At 65.9% G+C, this 21,918-nt stretch carries 23 protein-coding genes; 14 read left to right on the forward strand and 9 right to left on the reverse strand.

Features of this window, described 5'->3' with window-relative positions; all coding sequences use genetic code 11:
• Nucleotides 1-46: 46 nt before the first annotated feature.
• The 7 genes from ptsP to ACK4R0_RS07475 all read left to right on the forward strand — a co-directional run bounded on the left by ptsP (nucleotide 47) and on the right by ACK4R0_RS07475 (nucleotide 8,427).
• Nucleotides 47-2,329 (forward strand): phosphoenolpyruvate--protein phosphotransferase, encoded by a 2,283-nt coding sequence (gene ptsP / locus ACK4R0_RS07445; RefSeq protein WP_409672510.1) that lies wholly within the window; start codon nucleotides 47-49, stop codon nucleotides 2,327-2,329.
• Between the two features lie 149 nt (nucleotides 2,330-2,478).
• Complete coding sequence (locus tag ACK4R0_RS07450; RefSeq protein WP_409672512.1) at nucleotides 2,479-3,372, forward strand: helix-turn-helix domain-containing protein; 894 nt, start codon at nucleotides 2,479-2,481, stop codon at nucleotides 3,370-3,372.
• A 186-nt stretch (nucleotides 3,373-3,558) separates the two neighbouring features.
• On the forward strand, nucleotides 3,559-4,539 hold the full coding sequence (locus tag ACK4R0_RS07455; RefSeq protein ID WP_409672515.1) for a tetratricopeptide repeat protein: 981 nt from the start codon (nucleotides 3,559-3,561) through the stop codon (nucleotides 4,537-4,539).
• The gene (gene tilS / locus ACK4R0_RS07460) at nucleotides 4,475-5,491 is read left to right on the forward strand and encodes a tRNA lysidine(34) synthetase TilS (protein ID WP_409672518.1); all 1,017 of its coding nucleotides are present in this window, start codon (nucleotides 4,475-4,477) and stop codon (nucleotides 5,489-5,491) included. Before ACK4R0_RS07455 ends, tilS begins: the two co-directional genes overlap by 65 nt.
• 92 nt (nucleotides 5,492-5,583) lie before the next feature.
• On the forward strand, nucleotides 5,584-7,539 hold the full coding sequence (gene ftsH / locus ACK4R0_RS07465) for an ATP-dependent zinc metalloprotease FtsH (protein ID WP_409672521.1): 1,956 nt from the start codon (nucleotides 5,584-5,586) through the stop codon (nucleotides 7,537-7,539).
• A gap of 17 nt (nucleotides 7,540-7,556) precedes the next feature.
• The gene (locus tag ACK4R0_RS07470) at nucleotides 7,557-7,988 is read left to right on the forward strand and encodes a hypothetical protein (protein WP_409672524.1); all 432 of its coding nucleotides are present in this window, start codon (nucleotides 7,557-7,559) and stop codon (nucleotides 7,986-7,988) included.
• A gap of 61 nt (nucleotides 7,989-8,049) precedes the next feature.
• The gene (locus tag ACK4R0_RS07475) at nucleotides 8,050-8,427 is read left to right on the forward strand and encodes a hypothetical protein (protein ID WP_409672527.1); all 378 of its coding nucleotides are present in this window, start codon (nucleotides 8,050-8,052) and stop codon (nucleotides 8,425-8,427) included.
• A 487-nt stretch (nucleotides 8,428-8,914) separates the two neighbouring features.
• Here ACK4R0_RS07475 and rpoZ read toward each other — a convergent pair whose 3' ends face one another.
• Both rpoZ and ACK4R0_RS07485 read right to left on the reverse strand, forming a co-directional pair.
• Complete coding sequence (gene rpoZ / locus ACK4R0_RS07480) at nucleotides 8,915-9,259, reverse strand: DNA-directed RNA polymerase subunit omega (protein ID WP_409672530.1); 345 nt, start codon at nucleotides 9,257-9,259, stop codon at nucleotides 8,915-8,917.
• Between the two features lie 66 nt (nucleotides 9,260-9,325).
• On the reverse strand, nucleotides 9,326-9,985 hold the full coding sequence (locus tag ACK4R0_RS07485) for a class I SAM-dependent methyltransferase (protein WP_409672533.1): 660 nt from the start codon (nucleotides 9,983-9,985) through the stop codon (nucleotides 9,326-9,328).
• Nucleotides 9,986-10,113: 128 nt separating this feature from the next.
• Between ACK4R0_RS07485 and ACK4R0_RS07490 the strand changes: the two genes are divergently transcribed.
• Both ACK4R0_RS07490 and ACK4R0_RS07495 read left to right on the forward strand, forming a co-directional pair.
• Nucleotides 10,114-10,449: an antibiotic biosynthesis monooxygenase family protein gene (locus ACK4R0_RS07490; RefSeq protein ID WP_409672536.1), complete on the forward strand. Its 336-nt coding sequence runs from the start codon at nucleotides 10,114-10,116 to the stop codon at nucleotides 10,447-10,449.
• Nucleotides 10,446-11,792, forward strand: coding sequence for an MFS transporter (locus ACK4R0_RS07495; protein ID WP_409672538.1), 1,347 nt, complete (start codon nucleotides 10,446-10,448; stop codon nucleotides 11,790-11,792). The genes ACK4R0_RS07490 and ACK4R0_RS07495 overlap by 4 nt, the downstream gene beginning before the upstream one ends.
• A gap of 1 nt (nucleotide 11,793) precedes the next feature.
• Here ACK4R0_RS07495 and ACK4R0_RS07500 read toward each other — a convergent pair whose 3' ends face one another.
• Together ACK4R0_RS07500 and nadC are read right to left on the reverse strand one after the other, a co-directional pair.
• Complete coding sequence (locus tag ACK4R0_RS07500) at nucleotides 11,794-12,507, reverse strand: ribonuclease T2 family protein (RefSeq protein ID WP_409672541.1); 714 nt, start codon at nucleotides 12,505-12,507, stop codon at nucleotides 11,794-11,796.
• Nucleotides 12,508-13,356 (reverse strand): carboxylating nicotinate-nucleotide diphosphorylase, encoded by an 849-nt coding sequence (gene nadC / locus ACK4R0_RS07505; RefSeq protein WP_409672544.1) that lies wholly within the window; start codon nucleotides 13,354-13,356, stop codon nucleotides 12,508-12,510.
• A gap of 178 nt (nucleotides 13,357-13,534) precedes the next feature.
• On the opposite strand from nadC, the gene ACK4R0_RS07510 reads away from it, so the two are divergent.
• Nucleotides 13,535-14,371, forward strand: a complete 837-nt coding sequence (locus tag ACK4R0_RS07510; RefSeq protein ID WP_409672547.1) for a LytR/AlgR family response regulator transcription factor — start codon at nucleotides 13,535-13,537, stop codon at nucleotides 14,369-14,371.
• 63 nt (nucleotides 14,372-14,434) lie between these two features.
• Nucleotides 14,435-14,704, forward strand: a complete 270-nt coding sequence (locus ACK4R0_RS07515; protein ID WP_409672550.1) for a hypothetical protein — start codon at nucleotides 14,435-14,437, stop codon at nucleotides 14,702-14,704.
• A 77-nt stretch (nucleotides 14,705-14,781) separates the two neighbouring features.
• Here ACK4R0_RS07515 and glpX read toward each other — a convergent pair whose 3' ends face one another.
• Complete coding sequence (gene glpX, locus ACK4R0_RS07520) at nucleotides 14,782-15,783, reverse strand: class II fructose-bisphosphatase (protein ID WP_409672553.1); 1,002 nt, start codon at nucleotides 15,781-15,783, stop codon at nucleotides 14,782-14,784.
• Between the two features lie 118 nt (nucleotides 15,784-15,901).
• Between glpX and ACK4R0_RS07525 the strand changes: the two genes are divergently transcribed.
• Both ACK4R0_RS07525 and ACK4R0_RS07530 read left to right on the forward strand, forming a co-directional pair.
• Nucleotides 15,902-16,414, forward strand: coding sequence for a hypothetical protein (locus tag ACK4R0_RS07525; protein ID WP_409672556.1), 513 nt, complete (start codon nucleotides 15,902-15,904; stop codon nucleotides 16,412-16,414).
• A complete protein-coding gene (locus ACK4R0_RS07530; protein WP_409672559.1) occupies nucleotides 16,411-16,929 on the forward strand; it encodes a GNAT family N-acetyltransferase in 519 nt (172 codons plus the stop codon). Before ACK4R0_RS07525 ends, ACK4R0_RS07530 begins: the two co-directional genes overlap by 4 nt.
• 138 nt (nucleotides 16,930-17,067) lie before the next feature.
• Here ACK4R0_RS07530 and ACK4R0_RS07535 read toward each other — a convergent pair whose 3' ends face one another.
• Together ACK4R0_RS07535 and ACK4R0_RS07540 are read right to left on the reverse strand one after the other, a co-directional pair.
• Nucleotides 17,068-18,003, reverse strand: coding sequence for a DUF808 domain-containing protein (locus ACK4R0_RS07535; RefSeq protein WP_409672561.1), 936 nt, complete (start codon nucleotides 18,001-18,003; stop codon nucleotides 17,068-17,070).
• A 5-nt stretch (nucleotides 18,004-18,008) separates the two neighbouring features.
• Complete coding sequence (locus tag ACK4R0_RS07540) at nucleotides 18,009-19,313, reverse strand: homoserine dehydrogenase (protein WP_409672564.1); 1,305 nt, start codon at nucleotides 19,311-19,313, stop codon at nucleotides 18,009-18,011.
• Nucleotides 19,314-19,471: 158 nt separating this feature from the next.
• On the opposite strand from ACK4R0_RS07540, the gene ACK4R0_RS07545 reads away from it, so the two are divergent.
• Nucleotides 19,472-20,281 carry a spore coat biosynthesis protein F gene (locus tag ACK4R0_RS07545; protein ID WP_409672567.1) on the forward strand — a complete coding sequence of 270 codons (810 nt, stop codon included), beginning with the start codon at nucleotides 19,472-19,474 and terminating at the stop codon, nucleotides 20,279-20,281.
• 213 nt (nucleotides 20,282-20,494) lie between these two features.
• On the opposite strand, the gene lepB is transcribed toward ACK4R0_RS07545, so the two are convergent.
• Nucleotides 20,495-21,373 carry a signal peptidase I gene (gene lepB / locus ACK4R0_RS07550; protein ID WP_409672570.1) on the reverse strand — a complete coding sequence of 293 codons (879 nt, stop codon included), beginning with the start codon at nucleotides 21,371-21,373 and terminating at the stop codon, nucleotides 20,495-20,497.
• Between the two features lie 37 nt (nucleotides 21,374-21,410).
• Nucleotides 21,411-21,815, reverse strand: a complete 405-nt coding sequence (acpS, locus tag ACK4R0_RS07555) for a holo-ACP synthase (RefSeq protein ID WP_409672573.1) — start codon at nucleotides 21,813-21,815, stop codon at nucleotides 21,411-21,413.
• Nucleotides 21,816-21,918: the final 103 nt, after the last annotated feature.

A 21,918-nucleotide genomic window follows, 5' to 3' on the forward strand; every position in this document is an offset into this window, starting at 1 on the left:
CAAGCGCCGATAGCTTACCACACAAGTGCGTGCTAGACCTGCCTGCATGTCGGAAGCCCAGATCAACGCCACCCTTGCCGCCCGCAATATCCTGACCCGTCTGCACGACGTTATGGCCGCGCGCACCAACGCGCAGGCCAAGCTCAACCAGGTGGTCGATATCATCGGCGATTCGCTCAACAGCGAGGTGTGCTCGATCTATCTGCTGCGCGAGGGCGTGCTCGAATTGTTCGCGACACGCGGGCTCAATCAGGAGGCGGTGCACGTCACCAAGCTGGCCTTGGGGCAGGGGCTTACGGGCACGATCGCCAAGAATGTCGAGACGCTGAACCTCGCCGAGGCGACTGCGCACCCCGACTTCCAGTACCGGCCCGAAACCGGCGAGGAGAAATTCCACAGCTTTGCCGGCGTGCCGATCGTTCGCATGGAGCGCGCGATCGGGGTGCTGTGCATCCAGCATGTCGAGCCGCGGCGCTATCTCGAGGTCGAGATCGAGGCGATGCAGACGGTGGCGATGGTGCTGTCCGAGTTGATCGCCAATGCCGAGATGGTCGATGGCCATGGCAATATCGACAACCCGGCCGAGCTCACCCATTCGCACAGCGAGATCGGCTTTCCGCTGGTCGCGGGGCTGGCGAGCGGCAAGGCGGTGTTCCACCAGCCGCGGATCACGATCGAGCATGTCGTCGCAGAGGATGTCGAGGCCGAGCGCCAGCGGGTCTATTCCGCCTTCATCAAGATGCGCGAGCAGATCGACAAGATGTCGAACCAGGCCGAGTTCGGCACCGGCGGCGAGCATGACGAGGTGCTCGAGACCTACAAGATGTTCGCCTATGACGAAGGCTGGTCGCGGCGGATCAACGAGGCGATCGACAGCGGCCTGACCGCCGAAGCCGCGATCGAGCGCGTCCAGCAGCGCACCCGGATGCGGATGCGGCAGATCGACGATCCGCTGCTCGCCGACCGGATGCACGATCTGGAGGACCTGTCGAACCGGCTGCTGCGCATCGTCTCGGGCCAGATCGGCACGGCAGCGCAAATGGGCCTGCGGCAGGACACGATCCTGATCGCGCGCAACCTGGGCCCGGCCGAACTGCTCGAATACGACCGGCGGCGGCTCAAGGGGGTGATCCTTGAGGAAGGATCGCTGACCGCGCACGTGACGATCGTCGCGCGTGCGATGGGCATCCCGGTGATCGGCCGGATGCGCAACATCCGCCACCAGGTGCGGCAGGACGACCATCTGCTGATCGACACCAACGAGAATTCGGTGCTGATCCGCCCCGCGCCGCAGGTGATCGAGGCGTTCGAGGCCAAATACCTGCGCAGCCGCGAGAAGCAGGCGGTGTATGCCGCGCTGCGCGATGTCGAGCCGGTCAGCAAGGATGGCACCCGGATCGGCGTACTGATCAACGCAGGGCTGCGCGATGACATCGCCCATCTGTCGGTCTCGGGCGCGGATGGCGTGGGCCTGTTCCGCACCGAATTCCAGTTCCTGGTCTCGGCGACATTGCCGCAGCGCGAGCGGCAGCTGCGGCTGTACCGCGATGTGCTCGACGCGGCGGGCGAAAAGCCGGTGATCTTCCGCACGCTCGATATCGGCGGCGACAAGTCGCTGCCTTACCTGCGCGAAGACGGCCCCGGCGAGGAGAACCCCGCGATGGGCTGGCGCGCGTTGCGGCTGGCGCTCGAGCGCGACGGGCTGCTCAAGGTGCAGGCGCGCGCGCTGATCGAGGCGGCGGCGGGGCGGACGCTCAATGTCATGTTCCCGATGGTCGCAGAACCCTGGGAGTTCGATGCCGCGCGGCAGGTGTTCGAGGACCAGCTCGCTTTCCTTCGGGCACGCAAGAAGATGCTGCCCGAGCGTATCCGCTATGGCGCGATGCTCGAGGTGCCGGCGCTCGCCGAGACGCTCGATATCCTGGGGCCCAAGCTCGATTTCCTGTCGATCGGCACCAACGACCTCACCCAGTTCCTGCTCGCGGCCGACCGCGCGCACCCCAAATTGGCGCAGCGCTATGACTGGATATCGACCGCGATCCTGCGCTTCCTGCGGCGGGTGGTGCGCGATGTCGCGCCCTACAACATCGACGTCACCGTCTGCGGCGAGATGGGCGGGCGGCAACTCGAGGCGCTGGCGCTGCTTGGCATCGGCATGCGGCGTCTGTCGATCACCCCGGCGGCGGTCGGTCCGATCAAGGCGATGGTGCGCTCGCTCGACATAGCGGCGGCCAGCGCCAAGATGGAAGAGATGCTTACCCATCCGCCTGCCGACATGCGCGGCGAGCTGCTCGCCTGGGCAAGGGCCAACGGCGTCGAGCTGGGCTGATCGGCCGCTGCTGCGGGGCCGCACGGATGGCGCCGGCCTGGCGCGATCACTGCCTCCAAAAGCCCAAAAACATTGACTCTCACGGCCATTCATTGTTTCTGCGCATTGAGGCAAACACAACCGGGTAAACCCGGGTCGGGAGCGCACACGTGTCGAGCACGGCAGATGAAGCACTAGGCCAGCCATCGGCAGATGGTGGGGAAACCGGGGACGTGCCTGCGCCCGCCCATGTCGGGCAGCGGCTGCGCGACGCCCGCGTCGCAGCCGGACTTTCGCTGGAAAACATCGCGTCGCGCACGCGCATTCCGGTGCGCCACCTCGAGGCGATCGAGGCATCGAATTTCGACAGCCTGCCCGGGCGCACCTATGCGATCGGCTTCGGCCGCGCTTATGCCCGTGCGGTCAATCTGCCCGAGGAGGACGTGGCGCAGTCCATTCGCGATACGCTGGGCGGCGCGTCCGGGGCAGCTGCGCGCGATGCCACCCGGTTCGATCTCGACGAACCCAGCAAGGTGCCGTCGGCGCGGATCGCGTGGCTCGCTGCGGCGGTCGGCGCGGTCATCCTGATCGCCGGCTTCGGGATCTGGCGCACCTATTTCTTTCCCGCAGCCAATGTCGAGGAGCTGGCACAGGCAGCCGATGCGGCTTCCGATGCGCCGCCGGCGGCCAAGCCCGACGTAAAACCCACGCCCGCTGCGACCGCTGCTGCCGCCGTCGATCCCAATGCGGAGGTCGTATTCACCGCCACCGAGAACAACATCTGGATCAAGTTCTACGATGGCGAAGGCAAGCAGCTGATGCAGAAGCAGATGGCGCTTGGCGAGCAGTATGCGGTGCCCGGCGATGCGGTAAACCCGCAGGTGTGGACCGGACGGCCCGATGCCTTCGAGATCACCGTCGGCGGGCGCACGGTCCCGCCGCTCGGTACCTCCGAGGTCGCGGTCAAGGACGTTCCGGTGACCGCTGCGGCGCTGATGGCGCGTCCTGCCGATCCGGTGCTGCAATCCAACGGGGCTGCGTCGAACGACAACCAGGCGGGCTGATCGCCGCCCCGCTGCTTGGGCCGGATGCGGTCAAGCCCAGTCGCCTTCAAACCCAGTTCACCTTAAACCCAGTCAACTTGCGTTAAGTGACGTCGTGACATCAAATTTCTGACCGCCCGGCTTTGACGAAAGCTGCGGGGGCCGTATAGATTCATCTGCGAACCACCCTTCGATCTGGAGCCCGCCATGTCCACCCGCCGCCATTCCCTGTCTCGCTTGCGTCCGGTCAGTCTGTCGGCGCGGTTGCTCGCAGGAACCCTGATCGCCACGTTCATCGCCTCGGCCAGCCCTGCCGCCGCGCAGGCGGCCTCGCTCGAGCCGCGGGTCAAGAAGCTCGAATCGGAGATGAAGGCCGTGCAGCGCAAGGTGTTCCCGGGTGCATCGGACCGGTTCTTCGAGCCTGAGATTTCCGCGCCGACGGCAGCGCCCAACACCACCGGGGTCAGCGCCAGCGCGCCGATCACCGATCTGCTGCAGCGGGTCGACACGCTCGAGAACCAGATCACCCGGCTCACCGCCCAGACCGAAGAGAACGGGTTCAAGCTGGGCCAGCTGGAAAAGCGGCTGACGCTGATCGAGGAGAAGGCCGCCGCCGCTGCTGCCGCCGCCGTAGCCCCGGCGCCGACCGGCACCACCGGCGCGCCGGGAGCAGGGGTAGGGGCACCCCCTGCGCGTGTTACGCCTGCTGCAGGTGCCGCCACCACAGGTGCTGCGGCTGCCGCTCCCAGCGCCGAGCGGGTCGCAGCGGTCTCCGCGATCGAAAAGCCGCAGACCGCCGACGCCGGGGAAGATGCGTATCTGTACGGCTATCGGCTGTGGGAAGCCAAGTTCCTTCCCGAGGCGCAGGCGCAATTGCGTTTCGCGCTCGACAAGCACCCCAAGCACAAACGCTCGAGCTATACCCGCAACCTGCTGGGCCGGGCCTATCTCGATGACGGCAAGCCCAGCGCCGCCGCCAAGATGTTCGCCGAGAATTACGAGAAGGAACCCAAGGGCGACCGCGCGCCCGAGAGCCTGTATTACCTTGGCGATGCGCTGATCAAGCTGAACGAGAAGCCCAAGGCGTGCATCGCCTTTGCCGAACTGGCCGAGGTGTACCCCGATGTTGCCGCCGGGCGCCTGTCCGACCGGCTGGCAGCCGGGCGCCGCAGTGCCGGATGCAAATAACGACCGGTTGACGCAGGTCGCCGGCGCCCTCGCGGCGCTGACCGGTGCCGGCGATGCTGCGCTGCTGCTCGGCGTGTCGGGTGGCCCCGACAGCATGGCGATGCTCGACCTGATCGCGCACTGCTGGACCGGGCCAGTGTCTGCCGCGACGGTCGATCATGGCCTGCGTCCCGAAAGCGCCGACGAAGCCGCGATGGTGGCGCGCTATTGCGCGAAGTTGGGCGTGGCCCACGCCACCCTCCGCCCCGATGCGCCGATCACCGGCAGCGTGCAGTCTGCGGCGCGCGCGGTCCGCTATTGCCTGCTCGAGCGCGAGGCGGAGCGCTGCGGCGCGGATTTCATCGTCACCGCGCACCACGCCGACGACCAGTTCGAAACGATGCTGATGCGGCTCGCGCGGGGCAGCGGGGTCGATGGCCTGGCCGCCGTCCGGGCGCGCAACGGACGGGTGATCCGGCCGCTGCTGAGGCTGCGCAAGACCGATCTTGAGCGCCATTGCGCCGATCACGCCATCCCGTTCGTGCGCGACCCCAGCAACGCCAATGCCGATTTCGACCGGGTGCGGATGCGCGCCGCGCTGGCGACGTTCGATGCGGTGGATCCGCTGCAGGCGGTACGCTCGGCCGCAGCGCTCGCCGATGCGGTCGATGCGCTCGACTGGATCACCGCGCGCGAAGCCGCGACCGCCGTCCGGCTCGAGCGCGATGGTGCGACGCTCACCTGCCACGATTACCCCGCCGCGTTGCTGCGAAGGCTGGTGCTGCGCTGCCTCGATCACGTCCAGCCGGGGATTGCACCGCGTGGGCAGGCGCTGGGCCGGGTGATCATTGCGCTGCAGGCGGGCGGGCAGACGATGATCGGCGATGTCCTGTGCACCGGCGGTACCACGTGGCGCTTCGTGCGTGCCCCGGCAAGGCGGCCAGACCGAAGCGCGGCGCGCGCGACCGAATAATTGGCAAACGCGCTGAACGACCGGCAGATTATATTGTCATTCAGGATTAGTGGCCTATCTTGATCGTAGTTTATATCCGCAAAGGCACTGTGATGAACGACGATCAGGATCCCAACGCCAACCAGAACGGCTGGATGAAGAACATGCTCATCTGGGCAGGCGTCATCATCGGGCTGCTGGTGGTCGTATCGCTCATCGATACGCGCGGCAGCACCGATCGCGGCAGCGCGATCAGCTATTCCACGTTCCGTGACCGGGTGTCCGATGGGCAGGTCAAGAACGTCATGATCTCGCCCGATCGCATCACCGGCACCTATATCAACGACGAGACGTTCTCCGCCGTGCGCGTCGAGAACGACCCCACGCTGATCCCGCTTCTCGAAGAAAAAGGCATTGATTACAGCGGCAAGGCTGAAGAACAGCCGAGCTTGCTGATGTACATCCTGCTCCAGTCGCTGCCGTTCATCCTGATCATCGCCATCGCGTTCTTCGTGCTGCGACAGGTGCAGAAGGGTGGCGGAGCCAGCGGTGCGATGGGCTTTGGCAAGTCGAAGGCCAAGCTGCTCACCGAGAAGTCGGGCAAGGTGACGTTCCAGGACGTCGCCGGCATCGATGAGGCGCGCGAGGAGCTTCAGGAGATCGTCGAGTTCCTGCGTGACCCCAGCAAGTTTGCGCGACTCGGCGGGCAGATCCCCAAGGGCGCGCTGCTGGTCGGCTCGCCCGGTACCGGCAAGACCTTGCTGGCTCGCGCCATCGCAGGTGAAGCCGGCGTGCCGTTCTTCACCATCTCGGGTTCGGACTTCGTCGAAATGTTCGTCGGCGTCGGCGCCAGCCGCGTGCGCGACATGTTCGAGCAGGCCAAGAAGAACGCGCCGTGCATCGTGTTCATCGACGAAATCGATGCGGTCGGCCGTCATCGTGGCTCGGGCCTCGGCAATTCGAACGACGAGCGCGAGCAGACGCTGAACCAGCTGCTGGTCGAGATGGACGGCTTCGAGGCCAATGAGGGCATCATCATCATCGCGGCGACCAACCGTCCCGATGTGCTCGACCCTGCGCTGCTGCGTCCGGGCCGTTTCGATCGCCAGGTCGTGGTGCCGGTTCCCGATATCGAGGGCCGCGAGAAGATTCTGCAGGTGCACATGAAGAAGGTGCCGCTGGCACCCGACGTCAACGCCCGCACGATCGCGCGCGGCACCCCCGGCTTCTCCGGCGCGGACCTTGCCAACCTCGTCAACGAGGCGGCTCTGCTCGCCGCGCGGCGCGGCAAGCGTCTGGTCGCGATGAGCGAGTTCGAGGCCGCCAAGGACAAGGTCATGATGGGCGCCGAGCGCAAGTCGATGGTCATGACCGACGACGAGAAGAAGATGACCGCCTATCACGAAGCCGGTCACGCGATCGTCGCGGTGCACGAAGAGGCATCCGACCCGATCCACAAGGCCACCATCATCCCGCGCGGCCGCGCTCTGGGCATGGTGATGCGCCTGCCCGAGCGTGACGTGTACAGCTATCACCGCGACAAGATGTACGCCAACCTGGCGGTCTCGATGGGTGGCCGCGTCGCCGAGGAAGTGGTGTTCGGTTACGACAAGGTGTCTTCGGGCGCCAGCGGCGACATCCAGTATGCCACCAAGCTGGCGCGCGACATGGTCACCAAATGGGGCATGTCCGACGAGCTTGGCCCGCTGCAATACGAAGAACAGTCCGAAGGCTATCTGGGCTATGGCCAGAACCAGCGGATGATGATGTCGGACGACACCGCACGCAAGATCGATGCGGAAATCCGCAAGATCGTCGATCAGGGCTATGACCGCGCCAAGGAGGTGCTGTCCGAGCATGTCGACCAGCTGCACACGCTGGCGCAAGCGCTGCTCGAGTTCGAAACCCTGAGCGGCGACGAGATCCAGCAGATCATCGCCACCGGCAAGCTCGATCGGCCCGACGGCAAGTCGATCAAGCCCGACGTCGCTCCGGGAATCGGTGCGGTGATCCCGCGCGCGGGCAAGCGCAAGGGTCCGTTCCACGATCCCAAGCCACAAGGCGCCTGAGCGCTCCAGGCTTCGATGTGTTGATTACGAAGATGCTCGCTCCGGCGCTGCTGGCCACCCAGGCCGCAGCGCCGGTTGCCGTTCCGGGGGAGCCGGCAGTGGCTGTCCCCGAGACCCCCGTGCCCGAGACCGTGGCCGAGTTTCTGGCGCAGGCCGATGCCTTGCTGGCCGAAGGTGGGGATGGGGCCAAGGCGCTGCCTAAGGCCGATGCCGTCCGGATCGCGATCCAGCAGGCGGCGATGGCCTATCGTGCTAGCCTGGCCGAGACCGCGCAGCGCCGCGCGCCGCCCACCAGCTGCCCTCCGCCCTCGGGCCAGGCCTCGCTCTCGCTAGGCGACATTACCGATGATTTCCGGGCCTTCCCGCCAGCCAACCAGTCGATGCCGCTGGCAACGGCCTTTGCGCTGGTGATGACGCTGCGCTTCCCGTGCGCAGGGGTACGCCCATAACGTCATGCGCGGTTCATCTTGCTGTGTTACACGCGCGGTACAGCAGGTGGGGAGTGAGATCATGAATTGGACAATCCGGTCGGCGGCGCTGGCCGCGACAGCCTTCCTCTCGGTGGCGGCGACCTCCGAGATGACGGCGGGACAGTTTCTCTCGGCGATGAACAAGGCAGAAAGCCTGGGGCCGGCAGCCTTGATGTCGTCCGATGTGCGCGCGCTGCGCGCCGAGAGCGACCGGGTGCTGACGATGTACCGCGCCGATATCGCGCAGCAGGCCAAGTCCGGCGGCCCGCGCCACAGCTGCCCGCCACCCCAGGGCCAGGGCAAGATGAAGGGCGAGGAGCTCAAGACCTACCTCACGCAATTGCCCGCAGCCAAGCAGAAGCAGCCGTTCCGCACCGCGCTCTATGATTTCATGAAGCAGAAATTCCCCTGCAAATAGGGATAAGGTGCGCGGGCGGATTCAGGGCGTTCGTCTAACCTTGCACGTACGTCCCTCGACTTCGCTCGGGACAGACGGAGTGGTGTAAGCGACACTGCATGGGCCCGGCTCGTAAAACTCGCGCGAAGCGTCCCGCGAGGTCATCCCCACCTCCCGTGTTCCCGAGCGAAGTCGAGGGACGTTGTGTAAAGCTGGCCCCAAAATCGTTCTCCCCGCCGCCAAACAGAGGCAGCCGTTCCGCACCGCGCTGTATGATTTCATGAAGCAGAAATTCCCCTGTAAGCAGGGGCGTATAGACAGGTTCGCATCGTCATTCCCGCGAACGCGGGAATCCCGCTTTCTTCTTTTATAGCCGCAGAAGCGGGACCCCCGCGTTCGCGGGGGTGACGAAGAAGGTGGGCAGCCAGTGCCGTCCCACACACACGAAAAAGGCCGCGATCCCCTTGGGGGCGCGGCCTTTTCGTAAACTTGCAATCGCCTCGAAGGATCAGCCCTCGAAGTCGCTGCCCATGTTGGTGGTGCGGGCAGGGGCCGATGCGGTGAGGCGCAGCGCTTCTGCCGAGAGGCTCAGCGAGCCGATTTCATCGGGCATGTCGTCGTCGTCGACCTGGACCTTCTGCAGCGAGACGATCAGGCCTTCCTTGAGCTCGGCGGGGAACACGGTTTCGTCGGCGATTTCGCGCAACGCCACGACGGGGTTCTTGTCGCGATCGCGATCGATGGTCAGTTCGGCACCGCCGCTGATTTCGCGCGCACGCTGGGCAGCGAGCAGAACGAGATCAAACCGGTTGGTGACCTTGTCGATGCAATCTTCAACGGTAACGCGCGCCATGAACGGGCTCCAGACTCTGTCAGATTATCAGGGAAAGGCGGGCCTTAGCGGCTGACCGCCGCAAAGTCAATGATGGGTGCGTTCGGGCGCATCCGCCGCCGCAGCCTTCCAGCCCCAGAACAGGTGGCAGGGCAGCACGTTCCAGAATTCATAGCCCCGGTCGATCCGATCGAAATAGGGGCGAATCAGCTGGCTGGTGAAAGTGTTGAACTGATAGACCAGAAAGGCGCCGCCGGGTTTGAGTGCGCTGTGGGTCGCCTTGGCGATGTCGTCGGCGACGGTGCCGGGCAGCGTCGAAAGCGGCAGGCCGGACAGGACGTAATCGGCGTGGTCGAAACCATGGCTGGCAATGATCTCGCAGACATCGGCAGCCGATCCGTGCACCGCGATAAAGCGGCTGTCGGGAATGGTCTTGCGCAGATAACGGATGAAATCCGGGTTGGTGTCGATCGCGATGAAGGTCGCGTTGCGCGGCAGCTTGTCGAGCACCGGCCGGCAGAACGTGCCGACGCCCGGGCCGTATTCGACGAACAGCTTGACGTCCTGCCACTGCACCGGCGCCAGCATCTTGGCGATCGTCCGGTCGGAGGACGGGACGATCGAGCCAACCATCACCGGGTGCTTGATGAAACCCCTGGCGAAAACTCCCCAGGCCCCGAACAGCCGCTCAGCGCGCGCCTTGATCCGCCGCCGCAAGGGCAGCTGGGCCAGGTCGTTGGATTGCATGGAAAACCTCTCAGATTACCTGTCAACAGGGTGTCACAATTGCAGATTGAGGCACGCAAAGCAATCATCTGCCCGCAGCCCACAGCAACACTTTGCAACGTGCAGAAGCAGCGCGTAGAGCATTTGCCATGTCTGCGTCCACCGATTCCCGCATCCATGCGACCGATGCCATCGCGGTGATCTTCGCTGCGCACAAGAGCGGGCACGATGCGCAAGGCTATGCCGTGGCAGCATCGGCGATGGATGCACTTGCCGCGCAGCAGCCGGGATATCTGGGCATGGACCATGCCGGCAGCGCCGATGGCTTCGGCATCACGGTGAGCTATTGGGCCGATGATGCCAGCGCCAAGGCATGGCGCGACAACCCCGAGCACCGCGCCGCGCGCGAGGCTGGCCGCGACCGCTGGTACGCGCATTACACGCTCCACGTCGCCCGGATCGAACGGGGCTATGCCTGGCCATGAGCGACATGCCCGCGCGGACGGAAAGCATCGACATCGGCCAGAAATTGCCCACCGATCGCATGGCGTTGCTGTTCATGGTGATGCTGGTGACCGCTGCCGGCAACACCGCGATGCAATCGGTGATGCCGGCGATCGGCACCCGGCTGGGCGTCGCCGATGTGTGGGTCAGCCTGGCCTATAGCTGGTCGGCGCTGCTGTGGATGATCTTCGCGCCGCGCTGGGCGCGCCTTTCCGATCGGCGCGGGCGCAAGGCGTTGATGAACCTGGGGCTGCTGGGATTCATCTCGTCGTTCGCGTTTTGCGGTCTGACCCTGATGGCGGGGCTATATGGCTATCTTTCGGGCCTGTGGACGATGCTGATCTTTGCGGCTTTCCGCAGCCTTTATGGCGGGCTGGGGTCGGCGGGACCGCCTGCGGTGCAGGCCTATGTCGCTGCCCGCACCAGCCGCCAGGAGCGGACCCAGTCGCTGTCGATGATCTCGTCGTCGTTCGGTCTGGGGACGGTGATCGGTCCCGCATTGGCGCCGCTGATCATCCTGCCGTTTCTGGGTCTGCCCAGCCCGTTCTTCGTCTTCGCAGCCTTCGGCCTGCTGGTGCTGGTCACGCTGAAATGGCGGCTGCCCGACGATGCCCCGAGCTATTCCGTGCGCGGGCGCCTGACGTCCGAACCGATGAGCTCGGGCGCGGCCGGCGAAGTCTACGATGCCGACGAGCATGACGAAGCCGATGCAAAGCCCGCAGGCAGCACCGAGCAGCGGCTGTCGTGGCGCGACGCGCGGCTGCGGCCATGGCTGATCACCGGGGTCGTCGGCGGCCACGCCAACGCGATGATCCTGGGGTTGATCGGCTTCATGCTGCTCGACAGGCTTGATCTGCGCGCGACGCCGGAGCTGGCTGCCGGGCCGACCGGGCTGGTGCTGATGGCAGGCGCCTTTGCAACCTTGCTCGCGCAATGGGGGCTGATCCCGTATCTTAAGATGGGGCCGCGCAACTCGACGCTGTGGGGCATGGCGCTGGCTGCGGTCGGCTGCACCATGGTGGCGTTCTCCGCCAGCATCAATGCGATCGCTCTGGGCTTTGCGATCGCGTCGCTGGGCTTTGGGCTGTTCCGTCCCGGCTTTACCGCAGGCGCATCCCTGGCGGTGACCCGCGCCGAACAGGGGCAGGTGGCGGGCATCGTCGCGTCGATCAACGGCTCGGCCTATATCGTCGCGCCTGCCATCGGGGTGGCGCTGTACAATGTCGCGCCGCTCGAATCGTTCGCGATCATCATCGCATTGTGCCTGTTCGTGCTGGTCTGGGGGCGCAAGGCGCTGCAGCGCGACGAGGTGCTCGTCCGCTAAGTTAGAGCCCGCGCCACACCTTCAGGGGTGTATCGCCGCGCGGTTGGCGGACATAAGCGGGGCAGGCGCGCGGGCGATAATCGCGGCCCAGGCAGATCCGCACCTCCTGCAGCCAGCCGCGCGCATTGCTGCGGACGGTGACGGCATCTGTCGGCATGCCGGGATTGATCCGTGCGATCTCGCGCCTGAGCATCCCGTGGGTCAGCGCGGCGCGCGACAGGCGTTCCATTTCGGGCAGTTGTATTGCGCGGTAAACCTTTGTCGCCGTGCGGAAATAGCTTTCCGGGTCACGCGCCATGCAGGCACCGTGCTTGTCCCATTGATGCGCGATCAGCCGCTGCGAGGGCATGGCGCACAGCGTCTTGCGCACCACCGAGGGGGGCACTTGAACCGGCGTGCGCGCGCAGTATTGCGGGTAGGCGGCCGTCCCCTCCTCGGGCCACAGACCGTGCAGCACGAAGCCGAACTCGCCGAAGTTGCGGCTGCATTGCAGCGCTTCGCCGGGTCGGTCCTCGCGGCCCTTGCAGTGTTCGGGCGACCAGCTGAGCGCGAGGGTGTAGCCGGTGACCGGGGTGACGCGGCGAACATCGTCACGGCCACGCTTTGGCGGCGCTACCGGCCCGAGCCGCTCGGGCATGCGGCATTGATACGCCTGGCCCAGCGCGGGGGCCGATCCCAGGGTGGCCAGCGCCGCGAGCAGGGCGAGCCAGCGCATTCAGAGCGCGGTGAAATCGAGCCCGATATCGGCCGCTGGCGCCGATTGCGTCAACCGCCCGACCGAGATGTAGTCGACCCCGGTCTCGGCGATCGCGCGGATCGTCTCTAGCGTGACGCCGCCCGATGCCTCGCACGGCACGCGTCCACCGACCAGCGTCACCGCGCCGCGCAGCGTGGCAGGCGCCATGTTGTCGAGCAGCAGATGGGTCGCGCCTGCGGCCAGCGCGGGTTCGATTTGTTCGACAAGATCGACCTCGACGATGATCCGCTCGATCCCGGCAGCGACCGCACGGCGCACCGCCTCGCCGATGTCGCCTGCGACCGCGACATGGTTGTCCTTGATCATCGCTGCATCCCATAGCCCCATCCGGTGGTTCTGCGCGCCGCCCATCCGGGTCGCGTATTTCTCGAGCAGCCTGAGGCCAGGGATGGTCTTGCGGGTGTCGAGCAGCACCGCGCCGGTGCCTGCGATGGCATCGACATAGGTGCGCGTCAGGCTGGCGATGCCGCTCAAATGCTGCACGGTGTTGAGCGCCGATCGCTCTGCGGTCAGCAACGCGCGCGCCTTGCCCGAGACGCGGAGCAAATCGGTACCGCCTGCAACCTGCGCGCCTTCCTCGACCAGTAGCGTGACCTCGCACTCGGGATCGAGCGCGCGGAAGAATGCCTCGGCGATCGGCAGGCCTGCTGCGACCATCGCGTGCCGCGCGTCCATCACGCCGGCAAAGTGCGCATCGGCCGGGATCACCGCAAGCGAGGTGACGTCGATGGCATCGGGGCCGAGATCTTCTGCGAGAGTCGCCGCCACGAACTGTCGCAAATCGAAGCCGTTGATCGAAAAGGCCATTTCAACTCATCCCGTGGCTGTTAGTCGCGACCTGCGACCCTTGATCCCGGAACCGCGAGGGCTGACGGAACGTTGGTCGCGCGGCCTGTCGAGGGCGCAATAGGGCAAGCATTGGACCGCGGCTAGAATGAAGTTGATCTCCCAAGCGGCGCCGACGGGTTCGTCGGGAGGCGGATGGATGCACGGGGCGCTGCACGCGGCCGCGCTGTTCTGTGTCTCGACCTTCGCGCTCTCGTCGTTCCGCGCCTCGCTCAACCCCGAAAATGTGTTCGATCTGCTCGATCCCAAGCGGATCGTGCTGATCCTGGCGGGCACGGCGGTGTTCTGGCTGGCCATTCGCCGTGCCGACCGGCTCCGGCCTGATATGCCCGGGCTGCGCCGGATGCTGATGGTTGCGCTGCCGGGCGTTGCGGTGCTGTTCGTCATCGCGGCGGGGTGGGATCTGCTGGTGGCGCACCGCACCGAGAATTTGGTGGCGCGCAACCTGCGCTGGATCCTGCTGTGGAGCGGCTATCTCGGCACCGGCATCGCCGCCTGGCTGGCGGTCCAGTACAGCGCTGCGCTGGCCCAGGCGCAAGCCGGCAAGCCCGACGACGCCACCGGTGCGCAAGACATCGACGATGGCTTCTGGGTCAAGACCGGCAGGCAAACCGTCCGGATCACGCATGATGCGGTCGAGTGGATCGAGGCCGAGGGCAATTATGCGCGCATCCATGCGCGCGATTCGGCGCATGGTCTGGTGCGGATGACGCTGGCCGCGATCGAGGCGGGGCTCGATCATTCTGACTTCATCCGCATCCACAGATCAGCGCTGTGCCGGCGCTCGGCGATCCGCGGCTATCGGCGCAAGCCCAGTGGTGCGATGCTGGTCCTGCTCGCCAGCGGAGACGAGGCTCCATTGGGCCGCCATTATGCAAAAGCCGTTATGGAACAATCGCGTAGTGGTCTGGTCCTGGGTCAAAACGACACCGAAGATACCGTAACACGCGCGCGCGCAAATACGCAGCAGGGCTGACGTTCGTCACAAATGGACGATGTTCGCGTCAACCACCTTGGGCTGGATGATAATCGTTCGCACATGCCGATGATGCAAAACGTCATCGAACGGCCCAAACCCATGGCGCACGAAATTTCCCAGGAAAATGCGCTGTCGCGGGCGGCTTTATGGATCATCGACGCGCTGGCGCTCGAACTGGCGGCCGAGCCTGCAAAGGATCGCAAGGCGCTGGTCGAGGCGCTGCGCCGCCGCGCGGGCTATGAGCAGGCGGACGCCCTGTGGCCCGACGCGCACGAAGCCTTGCAAGCCGAGCTGGTCGCACGGCTTGCCGGCAGGCTGGCGCGGGACTGATCAGCCCCGCCCCCGGGTGTGCCGCCGGGGGGGCGGGGGATTCACCCCCCCCGCGCCAGCCGCCATTCTTAAAACTGTTATTCGGTGATGCGGTGCTCGCCCTTGACCCAGCGCACGGTGCCGCTGGAAGAGCGCATCACCACGGTTTCGGTGGTCATCACGCCATCACGACGACGCTTGACGCCTTCGAGCAGCGATCCGTCGGTGACGCCGGTGGCGGCGAAAATGCAGTCGCCCTTGGCCAGATCGGTAAGGTCGTAGATCGCGTTCAAGTCTTCGATGCCCCATTTGCGCGCGCGTGCACGCTCGTCGTCGTTGCGGAACAGCAGCCGGCCCTTGAACTGGCCGCCGACGCAGCGCAGCGCGGCAGCCGCCAGCACGCCCTCGGGCGCGCCGCCTGAACCCATATACAGGTCGATCGTGGTTTCGGGGTTGGTGGTGGCGATCACGCCGGCCACATCGCCATCGGGGATCAGCATGATGCCGCAACCGATGCCGCGCAGTTCCTCGATCATTTCGGCATGGCGCGGGCGGTCGAGCACGCACACGATGATGTCCGAAGGCTTGACGCCCTTGGCGGCGGCGAGCGCCTCGACGTTTTCGGTGGGCGACTTGTTGAGGTCGATCACGCCATCGGGATAGCCCGGGCCGACCGCGATCTTGTCCATATAGACGTCGGGCGCGTTGAGCAGGCAGCCGTTTTCGGCGATCGCCAGCACGGCCAGCGCGTTGGGACCGGCCTTGGCGGTGATCGTGGTGCCTTCGAGCGGATCGAGCGCGATGTCGATGCGCGGCGCGCCTTCATTGCCCAGGCCGACCTTCTCGCCGATGTACAGCATCGGCGCTTCGTCGCGCTCGCCTTCGCCGATGACGACGGTTCCGTCGATATCCAGCCCGTTGAGCGCCGCGCGCATCGCTTCGACAGCGGCAGCGTCGGCGGCCTTTTCGTCACCCCGGCCGATCAGCTTGGATGCCGCGATCGCTGCTGCCTCGGTCACCCGGACCATCTCGAGCACCAGGACGCGGTCAAGCTGCGGAGTTTCTGCAGGCGGCGTTGCTTTGGGGCTTGCGCTGGACATGGCTGACGGGTCATCCTTCTGTTGTGGGGCACCGGTCGCGTTCCAGGCTAGGTGCATTGCGCCCGGTCCATAAGGGAGCATTATTGCATTGTCGAGAATGGACGTGCGGCGTTGGCCGTTGTCTGCTGCCCTGGCCGCGCTGGCGCTGTGCGCGATAGCGCCCGGCGCGCATGCGCAGGAGACGCAGGATGATACGCGTCTGCCCGAACCCGAGAAGGCGCAAGCCGACCCCGTCGAGGCGAAGGTCAAGCAGCTGATTCGCAAGGCCGACGAATGGACCGGCAAGGAGGAGCGCGCCAAGCGCTGCCAGCCGGGCGCTGCGGGGCAGGATATCGTCGTGTGCGGCGAGACCGATCCGAGCGCGAAGTTCCGTGTGCCGCCCGATACCGAAGGCAGGCTCGCCACCGGCGGACCACCGCCCGCGCCCGATGTGGCGGGCGACGGCATCTTCAAGGGCAAGGCGACTTTCAGCGGCTGCATGATCCCGCCCTGTCCGCCGCCGCCTGCCTATTTCATCGATTTTTCCAAACTGCCCGAGGTGGACGAGGAATATCTGAGGAAGGCGCGCGAGGCCGAAGCCGCCGAACGGCTGCGCGAGTCGACGGTCGGCGGCAGCGGGGAGCCGAAATGACGACGATACCGGTGATCGAGACCGAACGGCTGCGGCTGCGCGCACCGGTGATCGGTGACTTCGAGGCCTATGCGCGGATGTGGGCGGACGAACGCGTCACCGCGTATATCGGCGGAAGCCCCCGCACCCGCAACGAAAGCTGGACGCGGTTCATCGGCATGCACGGGCTGTGGGCGCTCACCGGCTATGGCTATTGGCTGTTCGCCGACCGGCAGAGCGATGCGTTGGTAGGCGTCGGCGGGCTCGCCAATTTCGAGCGCGGGATCGCCGCGCTTGAGGGATTTCCCGAAGCGGGCTGGGCAATCGCGCCGGATTATTGGGGGCGCGGGCTGGTCAGCGAGGCGATGGACGCGGTGATGGCATGGGCCGACCAGGCGCTGGGCGCGCCCGAGATCCGCTGCATTATCGATCCGGGGCACGGCGCTTCGGAGCACGTCGCGGGCAAGCTGGGGTTCGCGAAGATCGGCGAGGCCTGGATGGAGCCCAAGGCGGTCAATGTTTACGCGCGACGGTAGCGCGTACGTCCCTCGACTTCGCTCGGGACAGGCGGGGGAGGGGGGCACGGGGATTGCGGCGGATCGCAATATTTTCTTGAAGGTCAGTTACCCCCGTCCCGTGTTCCCGAGCGAAGTCGAGGGACGTTGCGCAACCCCTCAGTGCGCCTTCCCCGGCAGCGCCTTTAGCGCGAACGCGATGATGCTGCCCAGGATGAAGCCGACGATGCCTGCGCACAACGCGCCGACCAGCCATTCGACCAGACCGCTGACGGCAGGCACCGCAGCGCCCGCAGCGACCGCGATATCGTGGATCAGATGCTCCGGCCCGGCGATGCCGAACACCGCAAGGCCGTGGATGATGATCTGCCCGCCGACCCAGATCATCGCGGCGGTGCCGATGATCGCCAGCGCCGACATCACCACCGGCATCGCCTTGACCAGCCCCCGGCCAAAGGTCTGGACCCCGGCGGATTGTTTCTGCGCCAGGTGCAGGCCGATGTCGTCCATCTTCACGATCAGCGCGACCGCGCCATAGACGCCGATGGTGATCACCAGCCCGACCACTGCCAGCACTGCGGCCTGGATGCCGATCGGCCGGGTGGCGACTTCGGACAGCGCGATCGCCATGATCTCCGCCGACAGGATCAGGTCGGTGCGCACCGCGCTGCTGACCCGCTGGTTTTCGAGCGCGAACATGTCCTGCACCTGGGCCACAACTTCCGTGACATCCTGCTGATGGCTCAGCTTGTGTATCACTTTCTCTGCGCCCTCGAAGCACAGGTACAGCCCGCCCAGCATCAGGATCGGCGTGATCGCCCAGGGCAGGAACGCGCTGAGCAGCAGCCCGATCGGCAGCAGGATGATGAACTTGTTGAACAGCGACCCCTTGGCGATCCGCCAGATCACCGGCAGCTCGCGCTCGGGCTTGAAGTCGGTGACATATTGCGGGGTGACCGCTGCGTCATCGACGACCACGCCTGCCGCCTTTGCGCCGGCCTTGGCGGACGCAGCGCCGACATCGTCGAGCGACACCGCCGCAAGCCGCGTCAGGGCCGCGACATCGTCGAGCAGGGCGGCGAGACCGGATGGCATGGGGGTCAGTCTCCCAGGATGTGGATGACGAGCGGATCGGCGTGCAGGCTGGCAGAACCCTTGAGGCCCGATATGGTTGCCGCGACCGCGCTTTCGGGGCCTTCGTGGGTGACCATCGCGACCAATACGCTGCCATTGGGGCTGCGGCCCTTCTGGATCAGGCTTTCGATCGACACCCCGGCATCGCGCATCGCGGCGGTAAGCTCGGCGAGCACGCCGGGGCGGTCGGCGACCTCGAAGCGCAGATAGCATTTGCCGACGCGGTGCCCGGTTTGCGCGCGGCCTACTTGATCGAGCTCGCGTACCGGCATCGAGAAGGCGGGGCCGATCTCGCCGCGCGCAATGTCGATCAGGTCGGCGACGACCGCGCTTGCGGTCGGGCCATCGCCTGCACCAGCGCCCTGGAACAGCAGCCGGCCTGAGAAATTGCCCTCGGCCACCACCGCGTTGGTCGATCCGTCGACATGCGCCAGCGGGTGGTGCATCGGCACCAGATAGGGGTGGACGCGCTGGAACAGCCGCGGATCGCCATCGCTGTCGTCGAGTTCGGCCATACCGATCAGCCGGATGCGATAGCCCAGCGCATCGGCCTGCGCGATATCGGCCGAGAGGATCTTGCGGATGCCGCTGCGCTCGATCCCGTCGAAATCGAGCTGGGTGCCGAAAGCGAGCGCGGCGAGGATCGAGAGCTTGTGTGCGGCGTCGACGCCATCGATGTCGAAGCTGGGGTCGGCCTCGGCAAAGCCGCGCGCCTGCGCTTCGGCGAGCACGTCGGCAAAGTCCTGGCCAGTCTTTTCCATCGCCGAAAGGATGAAATTGCAGGTGCCGTTGAGGATGCCATACACCCGCTCGAGCCGGTTGGCCGCTGCGCCCTCGCGCAGGCCCTTGATGACGGGTATGCCGCCTGCGACCGCCGCTTCGTATTTGAACGCGAGGCCAGCGGTTTCGGCGCGTTGGGCAAGGTCGAGGCCATGATGCGCGACCATCGCCTTGTTGGCGGTGACGAACGCCTTGCCGCCGGCGATGCTTTCCTTGGCCAGCGTCAGCGCCGGGCCATCGGCGCCGCCGATCAGCTCGACGACGACATCGATATCGGGCCGGGTGGCGAACTCGCCCATGTCGTCGACCCATTCATAGCGCGACAGATCGACGCCGCGGTCCTTGGAGCGGTCGCGCGCGGTGATCGCGGCAACGCGGATCGGCTTGCCCGCGCGCCGCGCGATCAGCGCCGCGTTCTCTTCCAGCAACCGGATCACGCCCGCGCCGACTGTGCCAAGCCCGACCAGCGCGATGTTCAGCGTTTCACCCATGCAACGTTCCCCAGCGATAGTTCAACCGCGCTGTCATTAACGGCTGGCGCGGCAAAGGGAAGAGGGGCCAAAGGAAAGAAAGCTGTCCGGGTTGTGACCATTCGCAGCTGGCTCTATAGGCGCTGGCGTTAGCGGGGGCGCGCGAAAGGTCTGCATCCATGTCATCTCCTCACATTCTCATCCTCGCCGGCAAGCGCGACGGCAAGCTCGATCCGCTGGCCGAGGCTGCAGGCGTGACGCACAAGTGCAACGTGCCGATCCAGGGCAAGCCGCTGCTGCAATGGGTGATCGAAGGCGTGAAGGACGGCTGGGCGGATGCGCCGATCTGGGTGTCGATCCACGATCCTGCGGTGATCGCCGACGTTCCGGGCGTCGCCGAGCTGACCGCAGCGGGGCGCCTGCATATGAGCGTGTCGCGCGACGGCATCGTCGAGAGCATCGAGGCGGTGATCGAGGAGGCCGGCAAGCAGGGCACCGACCCGTTCCCGATGCTGATCACCACCGGCGACAACGTGCTGGTGACCGCCGAGGAAATCCGCGCCATCCATGATTTCGGCATGCGCGAAGGCGCAGGGGCGGTGATCGCGATCGCCGAGAAATCCTCGATCCTCGCCGAGCATCCCGAGGCGCAGCGGCGGTTCTACGAGTTCAAGGACATGGCGATATCGAACTGCAACGCCTATTGGCTGCGCGATGCCGCCTCGTTCCGTGCGGCCGAGGCGTTTCGCGGTGGCGGCCAGTTCATCAAGACCAAGGGCCGGATCGCGCAAGCCTTCGGCATCCTCAACCTCATCCGCTTTCGGATGGGCTGGTCGACCGTCGATGGCGCGATGGCGGCAATCTCGCGCCGCTTCAAGGTCAAGATCCGCGCGTTCCTGCTGACCGAAGGCGCCTATGCGGTCGATGTCGACAACGAGCGCACCTACAAGATCGCCGAGATGCTGCTCGCCAAGCGCAAGCTGGGCTGAGCGCTGCTAAAGTCCTCCCCCTTGATGGGGGAGGGTTGGGTGGGGGTGATCTCTCCGGATCATGCCGCAGCCTGATCGTCGAACCCTTGCGCCCAGCCGCACCGTCACCCCCACCGCTGCGACATAGGCAGCAAGCTGCCAAGTCTCCGCTGCCTCCCCCATCAAGGGGGAGGGGGTAATTGGCGCAGCATTAAACTGTTGGAAGCGAAACCCTCAGTCCTTGCCCGCGCGCAGGCTCGTCCCCGCGCGTTCACCGCGCAGCGACTCCCACCAGCTGACAGGATTCCAGCCGGTGCTGCCGTCGAGCGAGAAGGTGACGATTTCCGCACGCCCGCCGATGTTCTCGAGCGGCACTGCGCCGCCCAGGCCCAGTTCCTCGCGGCTGGCGCGGCTGTCGGCGCTGCGGTCGCGGTTGTCGCCCATCAGGAAGATATGGCCTTCGGGCACAGTATAAGGCCCGTAATTGTCGAGCGGATAATCGGGACCCAGATCGATCGTGTTGTACGACACGCCATTGGGCAGCGTCTCGCGGATGATCGGCAGCTCGCAATAATATTTGCCGTCGGCGCCGCGCATCTTGAGCATCGGGAAATCGCTGGCGTTGCACGGCGAGTTGATATCCACCGGCAGCAGCAGGTTGGGCTGCACCGCGCGCGGCACTTCCTCGCCGTTGAGGATCACCCGGCCCGAGCGCACCTCTATGGTGTCGCCGGGGCGGCCGATGACGCGCTTGATGTAGTCGGCGCTGGCGCCCTCGGGCGTGGCGATGACGATGTCGCCATATTCGGGGGTCGATCCCATGATCCGCCCCTTCATCGGCGGCAGCAGATGGAACGACACCGACACCCACGACCAGCCATAGGGATATTTGCTGACCACCAGCCGGTCGCCGACCAGCAGGTTGGGCATCATCGACATGGTGGGGATGTAGAACGGCTTGGCGACCAGCGAGTGGAACGCCAGCACCGCGAGCAGCAGCAGGAACAGCCCGCGAATCTCCTCGAACCAGTTGATCGGCTTGGGCTCGTCGTGCGCCGGAGTGCGGCGGAGGGTGTCCGGCTCGATTGCGGCGTCGGAAGCTTCGGGTGCCATGGTGCTGTCTTTCGGGTCCGGGCGAGGCGGGGGAGTGTCAGTCAATGGGCCGCGCCTCAATGATCACGAATGCCTGCGCCCATGGATGATCGTCGGTGAGCGTCAGATGAATAAAGGCGCTATGGCCCGCGGGAATCATGCTGTCCAGCCGCGCCTTCGCGCCTCCGGTGAGTTTCAGGGTCGGCGCGCCCGACGGGGCATTGACGACGCCGATGTCCTTCATGAACACCCCCGCCTTGAACCCGGTTCCCACCGCCTTGGAAAACGCTTCCTTGGCGGCAAACCGTTTGGCGAGCGTGCCCGCCTTGGTGAAGGGGCGCCGCGCGGCCTTGGCCTGCTCCAGATCGGTGAACACGCGTTGCTCGAACCGCGCGCCGAAGCGATCGAGCGACTTCTGGATCCGCTCGATGTTGCACAGGTCAGAGCCCAGCCCGATGATCATAAAGCCCTCTCCCCTTCAGGGGAGAGGGTTGGGAGAGGGGCAGGCACCCACGTTAGCGGATTTCGCCTCTCCCTTCGCCGCTGCGCGGCTCTTCCCTCTCCCC

Origin of the sequence: Blastomonas sp. (assembly GCF_046294995.1) — a bacterium.
In the GTDB taxonomy this organism is placed as follows: domain Bacteria; phylum Pseudomonadota; class Alphaproteobacteria; order Sphingomonadales; family Sphingomonadaceae; genus Blastomonas.

Bases quoted from the DNA above. Each gene is read 5' to 3' on its own strand.
- ACK4R0_RS07515 (WP_409672550.1), top strand. From the start codon at position 14,435: ATGCCGATGATGCAAAACGTCATCGAACGGCCCAAACCCATGGCGCAC.
- ACK4R0_RS07540 (WP_409672564.1), bottom strand. From the start codon at position 19,313: ATGGGTGAAACGCTGAACATCGCGCTGGTCGGGCTTGGCACAGTCGGC.
- ACK4R0_RS07530 (WP_409672559.1), top strand. From the start codon at position 16,411: ATGACGACGATACCGGTGATCGAGACCGAACGGCTGCGGCTGCGCGCA.
- ACK4R0_RS07545 (WP_409672567.1), top strand. From the start codon at position 19,472: ATGTCATCTCCTCACATTCTCATCCTCGCCGGCAAGCGCGACGGCAAG.
- rpoZ (WP_409672530.1), bottom strand. From the start codon at position 9,259: ATGGCGCGCGTTACCGTTGAAGATTGCATCGACAAGGTCACCAACCGG.
- ACK4R0_RS07490 (WP_409672536.1), top strand. From the start codon at position 10,114: ATGTCTGCGTCCACCGATTCCCGCATCCATGCGACCGATGCCATCGCG.
- nadC (WP_409672544.1), bottom strand. From the start codon at position 13,356: ATGGCCTTTTCGATCAACGGCTTCGATTTGCGACAGTTCGTGGCGGCG.
- ACK4R0_RS07535 (WP_409672561.1), bottom strand. From the start codon at position 18,003: ATGCCATCCGGTCTCGCCGCCCTGCTCGACGATGTCGCGGCCCTGACG.
- ACK4R0_RS07500 (WP_409672541.1), bottom strand. From the start codon at position 12,507: ATGCGCTGGCTCGCCCTGCTCGCGGCGCTGGCCACCCTGGGATCGGCC.
- ACK4R0_RS07510 (WP_409672547.1), top strand. From the start codon at position 13,535: ATGCACGGGGCGCTGCACGCGGCCGCGCTGTTCTGTGTCTCGACCTTC.
- lepB (WP_409672570.1), bottom strand. From the start codon at position 21,373: ATGGCACCCGAAGCTTCCGACGCCGCAATCGAGCCGGACACCCTCCGC.
- ftsH (WP_409672521.1), top strand. From the start codon at position 5,584: ATGAACGACGATCAGGATCCCAACGCCAACCAGAACGGCTGGATGAAG.
- acpS (WP_409672573.1), bottom strand. From the start codon at position 21,815: ATGATCATCGGGCTGGGCTCTGACCTGTGCAACATCGAGCGGATCCAG.
- glpX (WP_409672553.1), bottom strand. From the start codon at position 15,783: ATGTCCAGCGCAAGCCCCAAAGCAACGCCGCCTGCAGAAACTCCGCAG.
- ACK4R0_RS07475 (WP_409672527.1), top strand. From the start codon at position 8,050: ATGAATTGGACAATCCGGTCGGCGGCGCTGGCCGCGACAGCCTTCCTC.
- ACK4R0_RS07455 (WP_409672515.1), top strand. From the start codon at position 3,559: ATGTCCACCCGCCGCCATTCCCTGTCTCGCTTGCGTCCGGTCAGTCTG.
- tilS (WP_409672518.1), top strand. From the start codon at position 4,475: ATGTTGCCGCCGGGCGCCTGTCCGACCGGCTGGCAGCCGGGCGCCGCA.
- ptsP (WP_409672510.1), top strand. From the start codon at position 47: ATGTCGGAAGCCCAGATCAACGCCACCCTTGCCGCCCGCAATATCCTG.
- ACK4R0_RS07485 (WP_409672533.1), bottom strand. From the start codon at position 9,985: ATGCAATCCAACGACCTGGCCCAGCTGCCCTTGCGGCGGCGGATCAAG.
- ACK4R0_RS07495 (WP_409672538.1), top strand. From the start codon at position 10,446: ATGAGCGACATGCCCGCGCGGACGGAAAGCATCGACATCGGCCAGAAA.